Annotated in this window: 15 protein-coding genes and 1 pseudogene; 5 read left to right on the top strand and 11 right to left on the bottom strand. The window is 42.3% G+C overall.

Annotated features, from left to right (window positions below; all coding sequences use genetic code 11):
* Nucleotides 1–79: 79 nt before the first annotated feature.
* From ACI48J_RS11790 to ACI48J_RS11775, 4 genes are all read left to right on the top strand, one after another.
* A complete protein-coding gene (locus ACI48J_RS11790) occupies nt 80–991 on the top strand; it encodes a helix-turn-helix transcriptional regulator (RefSeq protein WP_405082884.1) in 912 nt (303 codons plus the stop codon).
* Between the two features lie 129 nt (nt 992–1,120).
* Nucleotides 1,121–2,923 (top strand): flagellin, encoded by a 1,803-nt coding sequence (locus ACI48J_RS11785; protein WP_405082883.1) that lies wholly within the window; start codon nt 1,121–1,123, stop codon nt 2,921–2,923.
* Between the two features lie 259 nt (nt 2,924–3,182).
* Nucleotides 3,183–4,001, top strand: a complete 819-nt coding sequence (locus ACI48J_RS11780) for a MerR family transcriptional regulator (protein ID WP_405082882.1) — start codon at nt 3,183–3,185, stop codon at nt 3,999–4,001.
* A 21-nt stretch (nt 4,002–4,022) separates the two neighbouring features.
* Nucleotides 4,023–5,198: an MFS transporter gene (locus tag ACI48J_RS11775; RefSeq protein ID WP_405082881.1), complete on the top strand. Its 1,176-nt coding sequence runs from the start codon at nt 4,023–4,025 to the stop codon at nt 5,196–5,198.
* Between the two features lie 128 nt (nt 5,199–5,326).
* Here ACI48J_RS11775 and ACI48J_RS11770 read toward each other — a convergent pair whose 3' ends face one another.
* The 8 genes and pseudogenes from ACI48J_RS11770 to ACI48J_RS11735 form a co-directional block, all read right to left on the bottom strand.
* Nucleotides 5,327–5,896, bottom strand: coding sequence for a hypothetical protein (locus tag ACI48J_RS11770; protein WP_405082880.1), 570 nt, complete (start codon nt 5,894–5,896; stop codon nt 5,327–5,329).
* A 150-nt stretch (nt 5,897–6,046) separates the two neighbouring features.
* On the bottom strand, nt 6,047–6,571 hold the full coding sequence (locus ACI48J_RS11765) for a hypothetical protein (protein WP_405082879.1): 525 nt from the start codon (nt 6,569–6,571) through the stop codon (nt 6,047–6,049).
* Nucleotide 6,572: 1 nt separating this feature from the next.
* Nucleotides 6,573–7,238 (bottom strand): hypothetical protein, encoded by a 666-nt coding sequence (locus ACI48J_RS11760; RefSeq protein ID WP_405082878.1) that lies wholly within the window; start codon nt 7,236–7,238, stop codon nt 6,573–6,575.
* Between the two features lie 1,157 nt (nt 7,239–8,395).
* A complete protein-coding gene (locus ACI48J_RS11755; protein ID WP_405082877.1) occupies nt 8,396–10,492 on the bottom strand; it encodes a 3'-5' exonuclease in 2,097 nt (698 codons plus the stop codon).
* 646 nt (nt 10,493–11,138) lie between these two features.
* Nucleotides 11,139–11,644, bottom strand: a pseudogene (locus ACI48J_RS11750) (hypothetical protein).
* Nucleotides 11,645–11,733: 89 nt separating this feature from the next.
* Nucleotides 11,734–11,961, bottom strand: coding sequence for an RNA methyltransferase (locus tag ACI48J_RS11745; protein WP_405083209.1), 228 nt, complete (start codon nt 11,959–11,961; stop codon nt 11,734–11,736).
* A complete protein-coding gene (locus ACI48J_RS11740; protein WP_405083296.1) occupies nt 11,927–12,187 on the bottom strand; it encodes a hypothetical protein in 261 nt (86 codons plus the stop codon). Before ACI48J_RS11740 ends, ACI48J_RS11745 begins: the two co-directional genes overlap by 35 nt.
* A gap of 185 nt (nt 12,188–12,372) precedes the next feature.
* On the bottom strand, nt 12,373–13,620 hold the full coding sequence (locus tag ACI48J_RS11735; RefSeq protein WP_405082876.1) for an MFS transporter: 1,248 nt from the start codon (nt 13,618–13,620) through the stop codon (nt 12,373–12,375).
* Nucleotides 13,621–14,167: 547 nt separating this feature from the next.
* Here ACI48J_RS11735 and ACI48J_RS11730 point away from each other — a divergent pair.
* Nucleotides 14,168–14,839 (top strand): GntR family transcriptional regulator, encoded by a 672-nt coding sequence (locus ACI48J_RS11730; RefSeq protein ID WP_405082875.1) that lies wholly within the window; start codon nt 14,168–14,170, stop codon nt 14,837–14,839.
* Nucleotides 14,840–15,496: 657 nt separating this feature from the next.
* Here the strand turns inward: ACI48J_RS11730 and cntE are convergent.
* From cntE to cntD, 3 genes are read right to left on the bottom strand one after another with little or no spacing between them, the layout of a single operon-like run.
* The gene (gene cntE / locus ACI48J_RS11725; RefSeq protein ID WP_405082874.1) at nt 15,497–16,684 is read right to left on the bottom strand and encodes a staphylopine family metallophore export MFS transporter CntE; all 1,188 of its coding nucleotides are present in this window, start codon (nt 16,682–16,684) and stop codon (nt 15,497–15,499) included.
* A 41-nt stretch (nt 16,685–16,725) separates the two neighbouring features.
* The gene (locus tag ACI48J_RS11720) at nt 16,726–17,469 is read right to left on the bottom strand and encodes an ABC transporter ATP-binding protein (RefSeq protein WP_405082873.1); all 744 of its coding nucleotides are present in this window, start codon (nt 17,467–17,469) and stop codon (nt 16,726–16,728) included.
* Nucleotides 17,456–18,277 (bottom strand): staphylopine uptake ABC transporter ATP-binding protein CntD, encoded by an 822-nt coding sequence (gene cntD, locus ACI48J_RS11715; protein ID WP_326056607.1) that lies wholly within the window; start codon nt 18,275–18,277, stop codon nt 17,456–17,458. The genes ACI48J_RS11720 and cntD overlap by 14 nt, the downstream gene beginning before the upstream one ends.
* Nucleotides 18,278–18,284 lie beyond the last annotated feature (7 nt).

Raw genomic sequence — 18,284 nt, 5'->3', positions numbered from 1 at the left:
TTATGCATGTAGTATAATGGATAATAGATGACAGCTGTATGTCACCATTTCATACGGAAGTAGAAAAAGAGGCGAACCGATGGACAAGGTTGAGAGACTAATCTCTATCATTATGATCCTGCTGAAAAAAAATATCGTTTCAACTAACGAATTCGCGCAATTATTTAACGTTTCCAAACGAACGATTCTTCGCGATATGGAAACCTTGAGCTTATCCAACATCCCGATTTATTCTATCCATGGAGTTAATGGCGGCTACGGTATTATGGATGAATATAAGGTTGATAAACGTCTTTTAAGCAGCTCCGACTTAGAGAATATATTGGCTGCGCTCGGCGGATTGGAACAAATTCTAATTAGCGAGGAAGTTGAACTAACGATCAAAAAAATAGAAGCGATGGTTAGCCCATTGGCTTCGAAAAGTTCGATTCAACTGTCTTTTTATGATTGGGAGGGCCGGTCTGAGATTATTCAAACCTTGAAGATGTGTCAAGAAGCCATACTAAAGAGAAGGTTAGTTTCATTTGAGTATATAGATAAAAACGGTACCGTGACGAACAGAATTGTCGAGCCCTATCAGCTTCATTTTAGCGAAACGAGCTGGTATCTCAAAGGATTCTGTTTACATCGTATGAGTAATAGAACGTTTAAATTATCTCGGATCGATCATCTTCATATGAATGAACAAACGTTTAGTCCTAGAGATGATTTGTTGGCACAAGAACAGGAAGCAAGTTATCAACCGCAGCTAGTCGCTATTCAGGCATTGATTTCGCCTAGCATCAAAGATCAATTCATTGAAAGATACGGTCGAAAGAGTATTGAAACCTATAATTCTGAGTTCTTATTAGCCACCATTGATGTCCCTCAAAACAGTTCTGGATTTCAATTTTTAGCAAGTTTCGGCACAAATCTAAAAATCGTAGAGCCCAAAGCATACGTTGAAGATTTTCGAACTTATTTAAATAAAATGGTGGAACTATATTCCTGAAAAGGTCTCGTTTCGGTTAATTCAATTTACGGACCCTGTTATGTAAGTTTTTATGTTAACTTTATGTACGCTAGTTCTATTGGCATGGTAAAATAATCCTATCACATCATTGTTACAGAGGTATGAGACATGAAAATATCCCACAATATACCTGCCCTTAGGATAAATAATACGCTGCAAAAAAATTCTAAAGCGAGTTCGAGTAGTCTGGAGAAACTTTCTTCAGGATTACGAATCAATAAAGCTTCTGACGATGCTGCCGGGTTGGCCATATCCGAAAAAATGAGGGCACAAATTAGAGGCTTATATCAGGCTTCCAAAAATGTTATGGATGGCATTTCACTTATTCAAACCGCAGAGGGCGGTTTACAAGAGATCACGGATATTTTACAAAGACAAAGGGAACTGACCATTCAAGGCTTGAATGATCCCCTTACCGATGAAGACCGGCGAAAGATTGACACGGAAATCCGTCAGCTTACGGATGAAATCGAGAGTCTTTCAAAGAAAACCGCTTTTAATACGATGAATTTGTTAGCAAGAACGGATTATAAGATATTGGCTGACCGTTCAAGCAGCAGCAGCACCTTTTCGGCAAGTGACCCTCCACCGGTATCTTCCATAAACAAAACGATCGTGTACAAACCACGGGGAACACCCGATGAAGCCAGACATGTGATTGGTAGTTCCGATACATCCGAAACGACCCATACCTTCTCAAATACGAACAATATTACACCCATTGTTTTACCGGATGGAACAGAAGCATTTAACGAATATAATGTTGACACCCTAACCACAACAAAAACGGACACCAATAAGACTATTTATGAATCGTTGACAGCTGTGAACGATCCTGAATTTTCTAAACCTGCCTACTGGTACACTTACGGTATGAATAAAACCAGTTTCGGACCAAGACATTCTGTCGATGCATACGGTTCGTTGTTCGAAGATATCGAGGTTAACGGAAGATCATCGCCAATTGAATATTCATCTCGCAGCAACTCAGGCAGTGATCCCGCTTGGGATCATATGTGGTTTCCCGGTACAAACCTGTCCATTATGAGATATAGGACTCTTTTAGCAGATAATTCGATGGAAATCAGGTATGAAATCACTAATAAAGATTCATTCAACACGAATATTAATCTAAGCAATATAGTTAACCCTCCAACAAATTCAGTTATCACGGGTGCCGGTGGAAGCCCATTAGCTACTGGCCATACCGTAATAAGTCCACCCGGGGGCAGTTCCTTTGCCATGACGGGGACAGAGGCTAACGCAGGCATTCAGTTTCCGCCTGGATCTTTACCGCCAACAGAACTTTCCATAGATAATCCCGCGGCAGGACAACCCCAAGTAAATTTTAATTGGCTGCTAACCGTGCCCAGCGGGTCGAGTGTAACTTTTGGCTTTAAATATGGTCCGTTTTCATTAAATTATGAACCTTTTGAACAAACGCAAGAAACCGTCGAAACTAAACATATCGAAACCACCGTGAATACAGACATCACAGATATCGACTATCTTCCGCCAAAACTTACCATTCAAGCAGGAGCTAACAAAGACGAGACCCTTATTATCCCCCTGTTCAATGTGGGCACGCAGGGATTGGGCATTAAGGATTTAGGGCTGCTCCCCCCCTCTATAGCTGAGCAAGCATTAGCGAAAGCGGATGGAGCCATTGAAAAAGTTCTGCACTACCGGGCGATGTATGGCGCCTTGCAAAACCGTATGGAACACACTTTGAATAACGTGAATAATTCTGCTGGAAATCAAATGACAGCCGAATCCCGTATTCGTGGCGCAGACATGGCCAAGGAAATATCGACTATGACAAAATCCAATATGCTTATGCAAGCGGCCCAAACGATGTTGGCCCAGGCCAATCAGCATCCTCAAGCGGTGTTGCAGTTACTTAAACCATGATCGTACAGAGAACCTACCTGACAGGTGGGTTCTTTTTTTATACAAAAAAAGAGGAGGTTTTCTTGATAGTCCCCAGCCACTCATTCAAAAAAATGAAAGTTCTATTCAGAAACGTTTCTTTGACTTAACAATAACCTCATCGTACAGTGATAAATATGAAACACGGCATAGGCCAAATATGACTTCCTCCCACACACTTGACTTTCCCCTGCACGGGAAACTATATACTCTTCTTATGATATAAATTGGAGGTGATAGTTTGTTTAAAATCAGTGAGTTTTCCAGGCTAAGCAAGGTCTCCTTAAAAACACTGCGCTATTATGACCAAATTGGCATACTAAAGCCGAGAAAGGTAGATCACGATACCGGCTACCGTTACTATTCCGCAGATCAGCTTCTTGAGCTCAACCGAATCTTAATTTATAAGGAACTGGGCTTCACCTTGCCGCAAATTACCCAACTGCTCCAGGAAGATATTACATTGGAGAATATTCAAGGCATGTTTAAGTTGAAAAGAAGCGAAATCCAGCAAATCATCGATACGGAACAAGCCAAGCTCGCCCGGATTGAGGAGCGTATGCAGCTTATAGAAAAAGAGGGGCAAGTCGAAACGGGACAAGAAATCAGGATCAAAGCAGAAGATGCCAGGCAGTTTCTTTTTCTGAAAGCGCATGGGAGAGAAGAAGACATTCCAGGCCTTTTTCATACTTTTAATCAATTGTTAACAAAGGAAACTCACCAATTGGTTCAATATCCGCAGGTCATTTTGTGGAAAGAAATAGACGAAAAAGAGGATGAGTTTGACTTTGAAGTCGGTTATTTTTTAACCTGCGAGCCTCTATTATCTCCGGGTCCGTTTCAGCTGCGGACTCTTCCTCCTGAGCCGATGATGGCCACAATGGCCTTTCGTTCGGATTCTAGCTTTGCTTGTACAGCCTGTGTGGATTTAGCTCAATGGATTGAGAAAAATAACTATGGGATCAAAGAAAACGAGCCTGGGCGTGAAATCTATTTACCGTTGTCTACAAAACAAGATGCCCAATTAATGGAAATCCAAATCCCGATTGTACATAGATAACCGGAGGAGGAGCGGATTGAATTGAAAAATAACCGGATCATCTATGTCCTGGCACTTGCTGTTTTTCTGATCGGAACCATTGAATACATTATTACAGGAGTCATTGAAATGATCGCCGCGGACCTCAGAGTATCTACTTCCGAAGCCGGGTTATTGGTGACTGTATTTGCTCTCGCAGCGGCCATTATCGCCCCGATTCTGATTGCATTAACGATAAATGTGGATCGCAAGAAGCTGCTGATGGCTACCCTTAGTGTGTTTATTGCCAGCAACGGACTTATGTTTGTAAACCTATCCTACGAAACCGTACTATGGGTGCGAATTATTCAAGGGGCTAGCGGAGGAATCACGACCGTGGTAGCCATGGCAGTAGCGACACGACTCGTTGAAAAAGAAAGAAGGGGCAATGCCATCGGTATCATTTTGATGGGGCTTAGCAGTTCGCTAGTGCTGGGTGTTCCGATTGGCACATTTTTTAGTGAAATGTTCGGATGGAGAGTTTTATTTATGGGGATCGGTTTATTAAGCGTTCTTCCATTGCTCATCATCTATAACAAGGTTCCTTCAATCAAAGAAGAAGAAAAGGTTACCCTGGGGATGCAGCTCTCCATTTTAAGAAATTCAAACCTTTTGACCGCCTTGATTATTACTTTATTTTATATCGGCGGCTATTCTACCCTGTTCACTTATATGACGCCTTTCTTGCAGGCCGCATCCTCTCTTTCCATTACCGAAATTAGCGGTGTTCTATTCCTGGCGGGAATTTGCAGCTTCGTCGGGTCAAAAGTAGGCGGACAATTGGCAGATGCAAAGGGAGCGAAATTCACCATTTGTCTCGGACTCCTGCTACAAGCAGCAGCTCTCCTTTTATTCGCTCTAGCCGGTGTTCATCTCTTTGTATTGATTTTGGTTATCATGATTTTTATGTTAGCCACTTGGAGTACTTCCCCTGCCCAGCAGCTATACCTGGTTACAATGGCGCCTCGAAATCCGGACATTGCCCTAAGCGTAAATACTTCGTTCATCCAATTTGGTTTTGCGCTGGGATCCGGATTAGGCGGGCTTGTCGTCAGCCGTACATCTGTCCTGTATTTGAACTGGCTGGGTCTTGCCGCTGTAAGCATAGCTTTACTTCTCGCGATCTTACTATTCAAAAAAATGCGCAGCGGGATCGGAACCCCTGTCGTTACTAAATAAAAGTGAAATAGACTGAACCAGGGGTGAAACTAAACTATATTCCGCCCCAGGTCTGCCCCTATCCTGCCTTTATCTTGATGCGCTCGACTGAAAATCGGCATATTCAACCATAGAGGCAGGATGTTTTTTTATAACGTATTACGCCTCAGTTCATAAAAATACTGCACAATCGGATGCTTTACCTTCATCTTCTTGGACATGTTCAAAATCCGCTTTTTTCCAACTCGTCTGTCCACCAAAGCTAGAATATTCAATAAGATATCATGGCTCTCTATGCTTTCCTCAATGGGAATCGATAAAAACTTATTAGCCACAACGATAAAATTTGATTTACTTAATGATGTCTGTGCCGCCAAAAGCTCCTTTGCACATTCTGAACTTTTTCTGCTTCTTACAATTACTTTTAGACGATCCTCCGGAACCATCCCTTTCGTTTCTTGTCTGACCGCTTCAATTTCTTCAGGGTTTATGGGAATTTGGATATCCGGATCATTCTTAATTTCCAACTCCGTCTGATACCATCTGATTAAGTTAGTTGCATCATTCATATTAAGAACGTTCTTTTTATCTACCGTAATATAACAAATTCCTGCTTTATCAGGTAAATAGCGGTAACCGGTTGCACGGTATTCGACTCTTCCATCTAACGCAGGACAAAGAAAACTCTCCAGATTTTGTTTCAATTTGCTCCAGGACATGTACTCCACCTTGTTTTCTATATTAATAGCGACCTCTTGAGGCAGTCGCTCTATTATCTATCATACAATAACCGGCACTCAATCCTCTATGTTTGAATGAAAATACCTACACCGCTGAGGGGAAAGATCAACATAATACAGTGTTCACCATTATTTTTGTATGTAAGGTTCGTAATCCCTCTGATAGGATACTTTCGTCTCTTCATACGTAGGTATTTCCAAAAATTGAACTTTTTCAATATTCAAGAGAAAGAAGTCATTAGCTATTATTTTCACTATTTTCTCAATACTACTTGTATCCCAAACCTTTGACAACTTTGACCAAACATAAATATATGTAGGCTTATGACCGTTGTTATTCATTGGAACAGAGTGGGTAACTTGATGTGAAATATCCTCCTCATCCTTCGGATAGATATAGCTATACCCTACATCCAAGTTGCCGTTTATAAACTCTTCAATTTCACTACAGAATTCTTTGTCCTCAATTTTATCAAGTTCATTGTTTAATAAATTTATTAGACAGGGCTGAGTTAATAAATCAAAATAACCTAGAAAATTAATTTTCTTTTCATCTGTATATAATGTGATTTCATCACTACAACTTTTGTCACAGAATCCATATACTCCATACCAAAAAAGCCAATGGCGAACATGTACAAATACAGTTTTCATATTATTCCATCAACCTCATTTTCGTTTCGAAAAAATTGGATTCACTAATTAACTTAAAAAGGTCCTCTTTAATTATCAAAACACCATGTTTCAATAATTTTTTTGCTAAGAAATTACCGTTTAATTTATTTTCAAATCGACTTAACGCTTCGGATACTAAAATGCAGAATGGTTCCGTGGATGGGTGCTGACCATTCAATACTTTCTTATAACTTGTTGGTGCGCCTAACTCATGATATGTCTGAACTGTGTTAGCTTCAAATGAGTCCCATATCTTCACAGAAAGATTAAGGAGAGGTAATAACTTGGAGTTGTCGTACCTCAATAATTCATCATCCAAGAAAATATCATCTTCAGGGACAATCAAATGCAAAACAATTTCGTTGGATTGATACATCCAAAATAAACGGAGATGGCTGTATAAATCAGAATCCAGGAGAATTTGCTTATAATCATGCTTAACATGCTGATCGAATCCTAATTTGAATTTCTTAGCAAGGAGTGAAGTATTCCAATTAATAATCTCTTCAAGGGTATTATTTTCCGACATCCAATAGCCTGACTTAAAAGGGAAGTAGTTAAATATTACGTTATATATCTCGCTTACAAAATCCTGTGTAAAAGTTGAATATGGAAAAGAATAATGAACTGAAAAATATGGTGCCATCGAAGCAATCCCCTTTTTGCGGTTTCTTAATTATAAATCCCGATTTGCCATATTATTGTCCTTCACTTAATTTGTTTGAACTATACGGAGAGTACCTCTTCATTTAAAAATACACTATAGGTTCTATCTTAATTTTTAAATCCCACAGCATGGATGTCAACCCCCTCCCTATAAAAGCCTAATTGAATTATGGACGGCTCTAATTCAACTTTTTCTTTGGAGAGTAACGGATTTTGTAATTCTTCGTCAAAGTTGCTTTCATCAATTAAATAACCGTGAAATTATCCGTCTACCATGAAACCAAGATGCTCAATTATTAAATGCTGTTTATCAAACGGATAGATCTTAATTGGGCCGAAATTATTATCTGAATATTCCCATATTATTTTTTCTAAGATTTTTGCATGCGTGTAGCTAATTGCTCTAGAGATTTCTCAATACTAAACGTTTATCAAGAGTTCTTTTGATTATTTGCCTCACACTATTGTAGTAATCCCAAAATAATGGGATATCAAATAAGAATTCTTCGCTCAATTTATGTATAAAGGTATTATCTTCGCCGATTTTTTTACTTCACATAAAAATTCCACTCAAAAATGAAAAACCCTTCCAGTCAATGAAGGGTCTGCGCACCGATACATCTTGTTATTAATCTTTTCTCACGAGTAGTGAACTGCATTCCACATGAACGGTACTCGGGAACAGTTTGGAGTTGTTCCAATTCTGTAAGTCTGTAAAATCAGACACTTTCTCGAAGACTTTCTTCTTTATAATACAACGACTCCATCATTAGTGACAAGAAAGTCCCTACAACCAATCGTAATCGTAATTTTTCTCAAAAGGCGACAAGAAAATACTTATAATAAGTGCTGACATTAATAAGAAAAAAGCCATGGCAGTTGCCTTGGCAAATTTACTGAATATAAATGGTACTCGTTTGGCTGCCATCACTGATGCTCACTTAGTAGTAAGCTTAACAGGCCTATGATAGGATATTCTTGTCATACTAGGCTACGCTAATAACGAGATGAGAGAAGAAGTAATTCGTTCATTCCGTTGATTTTGCCTAATAGTTTCGAGGCAGCCCTTCATCAATTAAAATCACACTTTTCTTAGCCCTTCCCAGTACAAGGGAAGCAATTAATCCTGCCTCCTTACTACATAGTAAAATACTCTAAAAATTGGGTCCTAGTATGGTCAGGAAAAGGAGATTCTATAATTTTAGCATACATCAACCGATCCCCCGCAGTAACAAAACCATGGTCACCCTTGCGAATATCGCATAAAAATTGAAACATCTCTTTCCTAAAATACACAGGCAGCCAAAACTTCTCATTGTATTGATTCACGATATTTTCAATGCCATTCCCTCGGAATGTACTTTCATCAAGGACCGTATAATCACCGTCTGAACTAAAAGTAGTAAGTTTAATTTCGTACTCATATTTTCCGGCAAGTTTAAACTCTTTCTTTATTTTATCAAAACTTTTATTGGAAAGTATTGAGCGAAAAATATTACGCTCACTCAGTCCAATAACAAGTCTATTGGAAGCACGTGTCATCCCAACGTAAATCAACTTTGTAGCGTCTATTTCCGGCATTTTAGTAAAAATCTTATTTTCTATTCCTGTAATTACAACATGGTCGAATGTTAACCCCTTGCTTTGTTGAATGGTACCCAACCATATGCCTTCGTTGTGGTGATCAGCTTCTTGTGACAACAATTTAAATGGCACTCTTCGCAAATTTAATTCGTCCATTAAATCCGGAATTATGGACTCATGCGTGCAAAGTATACAGATTTTCCGGGCCCGATTTGTGGATTTGTTGAATACCTCGTGTACCATACTCACTATTTTCCTGTTTACATCGTTTAAATCAATCCCAACAATTACGCGAGGCTTTTCACCATCTCTAATGCAATCGAAATCTGTCACTGCATAATTTATACTATCTACATTATCTGAAACACATTTTTCTAAGTATTCATTATTAATAAATGCGTTTGCAAATTCAATTATTTGACGTGTGTTCCGGTAGTTAATATCTAATTTTAATGTCTTACTAACTTTTGACCGATGTAATCCAGCCCAACTTAATGTATAAGACTGACGGTAGATGTTTTGTGTTCCGTCCATCGTTAGAAACAAATGAGCGTTTTTATTCTTATTTTCGAATAAATTTCTATCGATAAAAGTTAGCCATTCTTCATAGAAATCCTGCGCTTTGTCTATTAAAATCGCATCATATCGTTTAGGAAACTGATCTCCTTGTGAATTTAATCGATCAAGAACACGAATGTAATTGTCTGTGGGCAGTTCCTCATCTAGGTTACAATGCAGGACAATCTCATGAAACAGCTCTCTAACATCGTAGATATCAACCATTGCATGATTCCCAATTGGCATATTTTTTTTTAGTTCACGTTCTAAAAAGCTTCTAGTAACTGGATTATAACACAACACCAAAATTCTCCAATTTCTTTGAAGTTCGGCCAATAATAACGTGCGATGAAATAAAACAACGGTCTTGCCGCTCCCAACAGGAGCATTAATCAAATGGAGCCCGTAATCGATCGTCTCCACAAGTTCTCGTTGTTCGTTTGCCAAATCTTTTTTCAAACCATCTGAGTCCATGCTCACTTCAGGAAAAACGTATTTCCTACACAAGGCTAATTCATCATTGTTTAATGTTGGAAATCTCCCTATATACCGAGAAGCTAATCTCTGTAAGCCTTTATGCAAATCAGCAGGAGATTTTAATTCGTCCTTAAAAATACATGCCTTCAAGTTGATAACATCAGCATTTCCAACTTGACTTTGAAACTCAGATCTTGTCATATAAGGAAAGACGATTCCAAAAGAGTAACTAAATTTTAACCCTTTAGAATTAATAAGAGACTCCTCTTTACTTAATTCATTAATCATCAAATTCGTGTAATTCCGAACTTGTACTAAAGGGTTGGAGACCCATTTAGGCTTTCCGCTATAATGAACTAATACTTTCTCTTTATTTATTTTTTTAATGAATCCCTTTGACCAGTCCTTGACTTCAAGAATGAATAGACCTAAATCAGGTGTTATTATGACAAAATCCGGATAATAATCATATTCCTGCCCACTCTGCCTTGTATCAAAATAAGCGTAATACTTCTCAGACTCAGGCATATTCTCAATCAGTCTATACACATACTCTTCACCAGGCTCAATTTTTCTCGATACAAGGTGAATTTTATCAGGGGACATTTGGGCCATGCTATACACTCCTTACAGATTCATCAAAAGGAAAATTAAGATTTATATCAGCAGAAAAAAACTCGCTGGAATCACATGTTGGCGTCCGCCTGGTTGAGCCATATTATCTTCTCCTTTATTAAACTTGTGGGTATATTATACCATATTGAGGTTATTCAGTTTTCTAATAAGTAGACAATCTGAGCATTTAAAGTTATTAACGTGCTAACTTACTTGATTAATGATTAGGATGAATGGAATAGGCAGTCTTATAATGAAGATCCATAAAACACAAAAAAACTTGGAAAACGTGTTGCAGATGTGTGAGACATGGGGTGCAGATCCTAATAGTCTAGACATTCCCCTTGTATGTGACAACTCTTCCCCTACGGTGTATATTCTTATAACTGGTGCTCTTGAAAGCAATATATGGGGGATGTTCTTGTTGCCCGTATGCTTTTTAGGGATTTTCATATCGCAAATAAAACGACAAGAATATCCCAGAAACAGAAAGAAATCCTGGTTTATCAAGGTTTCTTAATAGGGAACTCTATGTCGTTATACTTCTATTTTTGCCCCCAGTATCATCAAGGTACCGGGTTACTTTTTACAGTTACTGTATTCGTTTTGTAGGGCAACCGATTGAAGGTAAATGAGTTACTTATTTTCATAGCGTACTGCGCCGTAGTTCATAAAAATACTGCACACTTGAATGTTTCAACTTCATCTTCTCGGCCATGTTTACAATTCGCTTTTTCCCGACTCGTCTATCCACCAAGCTAGAATATTCAATAAGATCTCGTGGCTCTCCATGCTTTCCTCTATTGAAATGGATGCCGACAACAGCTCCTTTGCATATTCTGATATTTTTCTACTTCTTGCTATTACGATTAGACTATCCTCCGGAACTGCCCCCTTGGTATCTTTTCTGACTGCTTCAATTTCTTCATTGCTGACAGGAATTTGGATATTTGAATCATTCTTAATTTCCTGCTCCGTCTGATACCATCGGATTAAATTTTATTGAGTACGTTCTTTTTATCGACCGCAATATAACAAAGTCCAGCCTTATCAGGTAAATAGCAGTAGCTTGGTTGCGCGGTATTCGACCCTTCCATATAACGCGGGACACAGAAAACTCTCCAAATTTTGTTTCAATTTGCTCCAGGACATGCACTCCTCCTATGTTCTATACTACAAATTATATGACTCCGCTTAGGCTCTATCAGTCTTGATATAAAGGTAAATGCGGCTCTGAAATTCTACTTCCTAACCAACAACACACAGCACTCCACATGCGTCATCTGTGGAAACATATTCACCGGCTGCACCCATTCGATCTGGTAGCCGCCGCGGAGCAGCGTTTCGCAATCTTTGGCCAGAGTGGCCGGGTTGCAGGAGACGTACACGAGCCGCGCGTGCCTGGCTTGGAGAATGGCTTGCAGCAGCGACTGTTCACAACCTCCACGGCGGGTCAACGACAACAACATCGGGCTTGATGCAGCGCCCGACCCATTCCGGCAGCAGCTTCTCGGCGCATCCCTCGAAGGAATACGCTGCACAAACCGCTTGGAATCCGGCAGCCAGTCCGTAGCGGTTATGAGTGTAAGCTGTAAGCTGTACATGCCCCGTCACTTCGCCGACACGGGCGACGACTGTCCGCATCACACCTTCTCGTGTACGTTCATTATAAGCGGGAATCTGCAATTCCGTCATACTGGCTTTTACCTGCTCAATCATCTGGTTAACGATAGGATGCTGGACGGCACATCTCTAATATCGATCAAACGGTGCGAGCCAGAAACGTAAAGGCCTGTTATGATTTTTTTATCTTCACGCCCGGCCAACTTCTTCTTCCGGCTATTCGGGCGAGCAGGACATCATGGACAGCATAAATTAAATTAAGATTGAGCAACAGAGACCTGCTGCGCTTCTTTCTTCACTTTTTTGTCCGACGGCAGGAAAATCGTCAACAGCCCCAACAGCGGCAAGTAAGCGCAGCATTGAATAATGAAATCAATACTTGTTGTGTCGGCCATGTTGCCGAGAATGGCGGAGCCGACACCTCCTAAACCGAAAGCAAGCCCAAAGAAGATCCCGGAGACAAGTCCTACTTTGCCCGGCAGCAGCTCGTTGGCATAAACCATAATAACCGAGAAAGACGATGACAAAATTGTGCCAGCCAAGAAAATCCAGATGATTGAGAAAGTCAGATTGGAATAGGGCAGCATCAATGCAAATGGCGCGGTTCCCAGGATCGAGAACCAGATCAGTGTCAGCCGGCTAAAGCGGTCTGCCAGCAAGCCGCCAAGCATCAAGCCTACAACGTTAGCCGCCAGGAATACGAACAGAATGATTTGCGCCTGCCCCATCGTGACACCGAAACGGTCAATGACAAAGAACGAATAATAGCTGCTGATCGCCGCAACATACAAGTTTTTCGAGAATACCAAAATTATAAGAATTGTAATGGCAAGCACAATACGGCCGGTTGATAACCCGGTTGGACTCACTTGACTTTGTTTTGTTTTGGCTCCGGCAGCATCAGCTGGAACCAATTGATTTTGATACCAGCGGGCCACATAAAACTGGGCAAAAAAGCCTACCGCAATCACGATCGAAAGCCAAACGAGCCCTTGCTGGCCGGTAACGACAAACCAGACAGCAGTCAGCACTGGAGCAACCGCTTGCCCCATAAACCCGCCAAATTGAAAAATCGAGGAAGCTGTTCCTTTTTTATCGCCTGCTGCCAGAAACGACACGCGTGCCGACTCCGGATGGAAAATAGCTGAGCCAAGTCCAATCAGCATAACGGCGATCATGACAACCCAAAATTGATGCGCATAAGCAAGTGTGATGAGGCCAAGCATTGTAAATAGCATGCCGAACGGCAGCATCATCGGCTTAGCCTTGTTGTCCGTGTAAATCCCGATCAGGGGCTGCATAATGGCTGCAGTCAAATTGATCATTAGTGAAATAAGACCGATTTGAGCAAAATTTAGGGACAATGACGATTTTAAAATCGGGAACAGCGACGGGACAATAAACTGAATCGTATCATTCAATAAATGCATCATGCTGATCGTCAGCAAAATGGGATAAATCGTCTTCGCGGCAATTGATGCCGGTTGTATGGTTTTTGTTGCCATTGCAAACCTCTCCTCGTATAGTAGTGGCTTCTCACTCCAGAGAATGAAACTCATTCTCTTAAGATGGCTGACATACAGCCCTTTTTGTGAAAATCATATTCTTCTCTCCTTCATCCCCCTCTCATTAAAAAACTCCTGCCGTCCAGATACGCAACACGCGTATAAGGGACGAAAGGAGCGAGTATTCTTCCGCGGTACCACCCATAATTGCTGCATGCATACACAGATAGGTCCGCGTACCCCGTACAGCCACTTCCAATCAGCTAACAGCCGATCAACGGCACAGTAACGTGCGCCACTCCGATTTCCTCTAATCGTTGACTGGTTCAAGGAAATAGCTCCGAGGCGAGTTGGCAGTAGGGTTATGACGATGCTCTCAGCTTCTGCACCGATCTCTGTACATAAGAGCCTCTGCCTGCTCCTCATCATTGCTTCATATTGTTTAAATGATACAAGAACAAATCTTTGTCGCGATATATTAAAAATCAAAATATTATGGAATAGTGACTGTTGGTTTTGTCTATCAAGGATAAAGAGGATGAATGGAATGCCAATACCTGACAATTTTTCGACACCAGTCCGCTCTACAGCCAAAGATCGGACATTGTCACAATTGCAAAAATGGATTATTGACGGCACGCTGCAGCCTGACGAAAAGCTCAATGATGCCGAACTTGCCGCTGCGCTGGGCGTGAGCCGGACGCCGGTTAGAGAAGCGCTGCAATTGCTCGAAGCACAGGGACTCGTGCAGATGTTTCCCGGCAAGGATACGCGAGTGACCCGGATCGACAAAGACGATATTCATAAGCTGTACGCCCCCCTCGGTGTACTGCACGCATTGGCAGCCGAGACGGCGGCCCAACTGATTCAGCCGGAGCAGATCGAACAATTGCGGGAATTGAATCAAGCATTTACGAAGTGCATTCTTGAAAAGGATCTGTATCAGGCGCTTGAATATGATGAGGAGTTTCACAACCTGATTGTAGAAATCGCAGACAATTCGTATATCACGTCCTTTTGCTCTTCGCTCCAATTGCATATCCGCCGCTTTAAATATGCGTTTTTAAACCATCCAATCGGACAGACACAAACGGCGGTTCAAGAGCATGAACAAATCATTCAAGCGCTGCAGGATCGCGATTCGGCAACAGCCGCACGCATTATCAAGCAGAATCTGTCCCGGCCGCTTGACGAGTTTTATAAGCAGTTGCATGAATAATACGGTTGAAACTTAATCGATTAAATACAAAAAAACCTCCTTTAATCGCAAACAAGCTGTCGTCATGAAACGACTTTGCGATTGGAGAGGTTTTTTTATTTATAAACACTTGCTTTCAATGCTATATGAGTTGAATTATTGAATCACTTATTTAGAATCTAACACAAAGACGATCGATGATGGGCAAGGGATATTACATGAAGTACGCTATGTTCCGTATATATCAATACGGCGGAACCATCGGGCTGCTGCCATATTTCATCCGGTTCGCCGTAACGGTCAGAAACATTAAGCTCCTTCGCCAATAGCTGGCGGCTTTTCACATCTCAATCATTTCGAACCATCAATATTAGACATTCCATATGTGTCGTAAGCGGGAATTCCCGAAAATTCGCCGAATAAACAATCCTACAGCTTTTTATACAAGGCTGTGCGGACTTGCCCTCCCTCATCTGCCTTAGTGCAGACTAACTACAATACTATGTAGCGAACACCACGGAACACCACACTCGGCTACGAAAAATGCGCCCATTTCAAAGAAATCGGCCGCAAGTTCGACAGATGGCTGGATATCGCCAGTTATCAGAAGCTGATTTGAATACGCAGATAGCCTGCAGCTTGCAAGCTTGTAAGTTTGTGACTGATCCGCATACAAGCTTATTTGGACCCGACAAACATTTGACGGCGATCATAAGCAAAAAAGATCATCGACACACCTAAAATCGCGCAAATCAGGTACATAAACGAATACGAGGAAAGATCCGCGACGGAGCCCATAACGACGCCGCCCAGCGAAACGCCTAAATCGGCCGTAGCGATAAACAAACCGATTAACACATTCCGATTATTTTGCGGCAATACAAAAGTCAAATACGTGGTTAAGGTCGGATAAAGCAGGGCCTGCGCGATGCCTGTTAAACCTGCGCCGACATAAAAAAACACTGTTCCCCCGGCTGCGGAAAAGCTTACACATTGCGCTCCTGCGGCTAAAATCAGCATAATCGCCATCATAAAAGACGAATGCCACTTTCCGTCCGAAGGAATTTTCTTCCTCAGCACAAAACGGGCTGCCACTACGGCCGTCGCCTGAATCATCAAATAAATGGCCGCATTGCCGCCTTCGATCTGCATGGCATATAGGGGAATAAAGGTTGTCACCGCTCCGAATACAAGGGAAGCTGTCAGCATCAGAATGCTGCATTTGAATAAATGCGGATTTTTAACCAGATGGCCGAAAGAGTGAAGCATCGTGCCGCCATGTCCCGGCTGACCCGCAGCGGGTTCGGCCTCTTTTTTTTCCATTCGGGCACTATAGCCCACCACTCCGGTAAGAATGGCAATCGTGATCATGGCCGCTGTAAAATAACAGCTATCCGCTGTTTGCCACATGCCCATAGCCAGCAGAGGACCCAGAATATTCGGCATGGAAGCGCATAAGGAATACATCGAGATCCCTTGTGACCGGTCCTTATCCGGCAGCGCGTCTATTATACCCAACTGCAGGGCCATCGAGAAAAAAGCGGTACAGACCCCTTGTAGCATACGGGCGGCGAAATACCCCCCGAGCCCGGTAAACGTGTACAGAAGTAAGGCTGCTCCGTTTATAACAAGAATCGTGCGCAGCACTTTTATCGGACCATGCTTGTGAATCATATGACCCGCCCAAGGCCGGAAAAACATGGTTGTAAATAAGTACGCCCCCATAATAATCCCGATCGTTGTATTCGTGGCCCCCAGCGATTCGCCCTTCAAAGGAATGATGACATTTAAAATGGAGTTGGCGCTGAAATACAACAGGGTCAGCATATACAGCCTCAGAAAAGGCCAGGATAAAGCTCCTCTCACCGTTCTTGCTCCTTCCCGAATTCTCCGTCCGACCCATAACGCTAGGTAATGATCATCTGCAGCAATTTCCTTGCATACGCGGATTGAACGTTTTTTAAGTGTGCGATGTTCACCGTTTCTTCGATTTGGCCCTGTCGCATGAAAATAACCCTGTCGCAAATATAGGCGGCAGCCTGTATGTCATGGGTGATGAAGATGTAGCCCATGCCGTAAATTCCCCTCAATCTTTTGAGCAACTGGAGCACCTGAATTTGAACCGAACCATCCAGCGAGCTGATGGCTTCGTCCAACAAAATCCATTTGGGCTCGGTTGAAACGGCTCTGGCGATGCACACCCTTTGAGCTTCTCCGCCCGATAATTCATGGGGGTATTTGGTTCGGTAGGACGAGTCCAGTCCGACTTGACGAAGCAGCAGATCGATCTTGCCTGAAGCCTCTTTTCGGGCTTTGTTTTGCAGCTTCAAGGGTTCCATAATAGCCTGCTCGACCGTATAAAACGGATTAATGGAGGAGGTATAGTCTTGAAAAACAGCACTTATGTTCCCCCGTCTCGCTTTTCGCTCCCCTATCCTTTTTCCCTCGAACAGAACGGTTCCTTGATCCGGCTCCTCAATCCCAATGATCAATCGGCCCAGTGTGGATTTGCCGCTTCCGCTTTCTCCGATGATGCCCAGGCATTCCCCCTGCCCGCATTCGAAGCTGATGTTTGCTAGCACGTTTTGTTTTTTCGCGGAAAATAAGCCTCCCGTTTTGTACGATTTCCCGACGCCTTCAACGCTCAGCATGGCTTACGCCTCCCATCAGGTTCCTAAAACGATGATTCAGCGAAAGCTTAGAGGATACCAAATAGCGGGTATATTCATGGCGTGCTTCAGAGAAGATGGCCGGAGTCGGCCCTCTTTCCACCACTACTCCTTCTTTCATAACCAGCACCTCATCCGAAAGTTTCCGGACGATGCCCAGGTCGTGCGAAATAAAAATCATGGAGCATCCCATTCTCTCCCGCAATTGCGCAAACTGTTCAACGACCTCGAATTGGGAGATCGTATCCAGTGCCGTAGTCGGTTCGTCCGCGATAACGAGATCGGGTTCCAGCACGATAGCCAGCGCAATCATCACGCGCTGAAGCATGCCCCCCGAAAGCTGGTGCGGATACTTGTTCATCACCGCTATCGGATCTTTGAGCATCACGCTTTCCATGGCTTTTTTCATCCTCGCCGTTATTTCGTCGCGGCTCCAGCCGAAATGTTCGGCAAGCGTTTCTTTTAAGTGAACCCCGACCACACAAGAGGGATCGAAGGCCCGCATGCCGTTTTGCAAAATCATGCAGAGCTGTTTTCCTCTTCTTTTTCTCATTTCTTTCTCGGGCAGCTCGCTTAAGTTTACTCCGTTGAACAAAATATCGCCGGATTGGCGGATATTGGGTTTAGTCAATCTCATAACGGCCCTGCAGGTCAGAGACTTCCCGCTTCCGCTTTCTCCAACGATAGCCAGACAGCTTCCCTGCTTTACATGAAAGGAACTGTTCGGGATAATCACTTCACCGGTCAGGTTATCCCAAACTTTTAAATTTTTCACTTCTAAACTGTTCATGACCGGA

This window comes from Paenibacillus chitinolyticus, assembly GCF_045038035.1.
GTDB lineage: Bacteria > Bacillota > Bacilli > Paenibacillales > NBRC-103111 > Paenibacillus_F > Paenibacillus_F chitinolyticus_A.
The sequence above is the reverse complement of the archived record's forward strand: the minus strand, read 5'-3'. Positions and strand labels throughout refer to the sequence as shown.

What these genes read in the sequence shown, in the direction of transcription:
- ACI48J_RS11770 (WP_405082880.1), bottom strand. Translation starts at nt 5,896, where the DNA reads ATGTCCTGGAGCAAATTGAAACAAAATCTGGAGAGTTTTCTTTGTCCT.
- ACI48J_RS11785 (WP_405082883.1), top strand. Translation starts at nt 1,121, where the DNA reads ATGAAAATATCCCACAATATACCTGCCCTTAGGATAAATAATACGCTG.
- ACI48J_RS11790 (WP_405082884.1), top strand. Translation starts at nt 80, where the DNA reads ATGGACAAGGTTGAGAGACTAATCTCTATCATTATGATCCTGCTGAAA.
- ACI48J_RS11755 (WP_405082877.1), bottom strand. Translation starts at nt 10,492, where the DNA reads ATGGCCCAAATGTCCCCTGATAAAATTCACCTTGTATCGAGAAAAATT.
- cntD (WP_326056607.1), bottom strand. Translation starts at nt 18,277, where the DNA reads ATGAACAGTTTAGAAGTGAAAAATTTAAAAGTTTGGGATAACCTGACC.
- ACI48J_RS11740 (WP_405083296.1), bottom strand. Translation starts at nt 12,187, where the DNA reads ATGACGGAATTGCAGATTCCCGCTTATAATGAACGTACACGAGAAGGT.
- ACI48J_RS11745 (WP_405083209.1), bottom strand. Translation starts at nt 11,961, where the DNA reads ATGTTGTTGTCGTTGACCCGCCGTGGAGGTTGTGAACAGTCGCTGCTG.
- ACI48J_RS11735 (WP_405082876.1), bottom strand. Translation starts at nt 13,620, where the DNA reads ATGGCAACAAAAACCATACAACCGGCATCAATTGCCGCGAAGACGATT.
- ACI48J_RS11730 (WP_405082875.1), top strand. Translation starts at nt 14,168, where the DNA reads ATGCCAATACCTGACAATTTTTCGACACCAGTCCGCTCTACAGCCAAA.
- ACI48J_RS11760 (WP_405082878.1), bottom strand. Translation starts at nt 7,238, where the DNA reads ATGGCACCATATTTTTCAGTTCATTATTCTTTTCCATATTCAACTTTT.
- ACI48J_RS11765 (WP_405082879.1), bottom strand. Translation starts at nt 6,571, where the DNA reads ATGAAAACTGTATTTGTACATGTTCGCCATTGGCTTTTTTGGTATGGA.
- ACI48J_RS11720 (WP_405082873.1), bottom strand. Translation starts at nt 17,469, where the DNA reads ATGCTGAGCGTTGAAGGCGTCGGGAAATCGTACAAAACGGGAGGCTTA.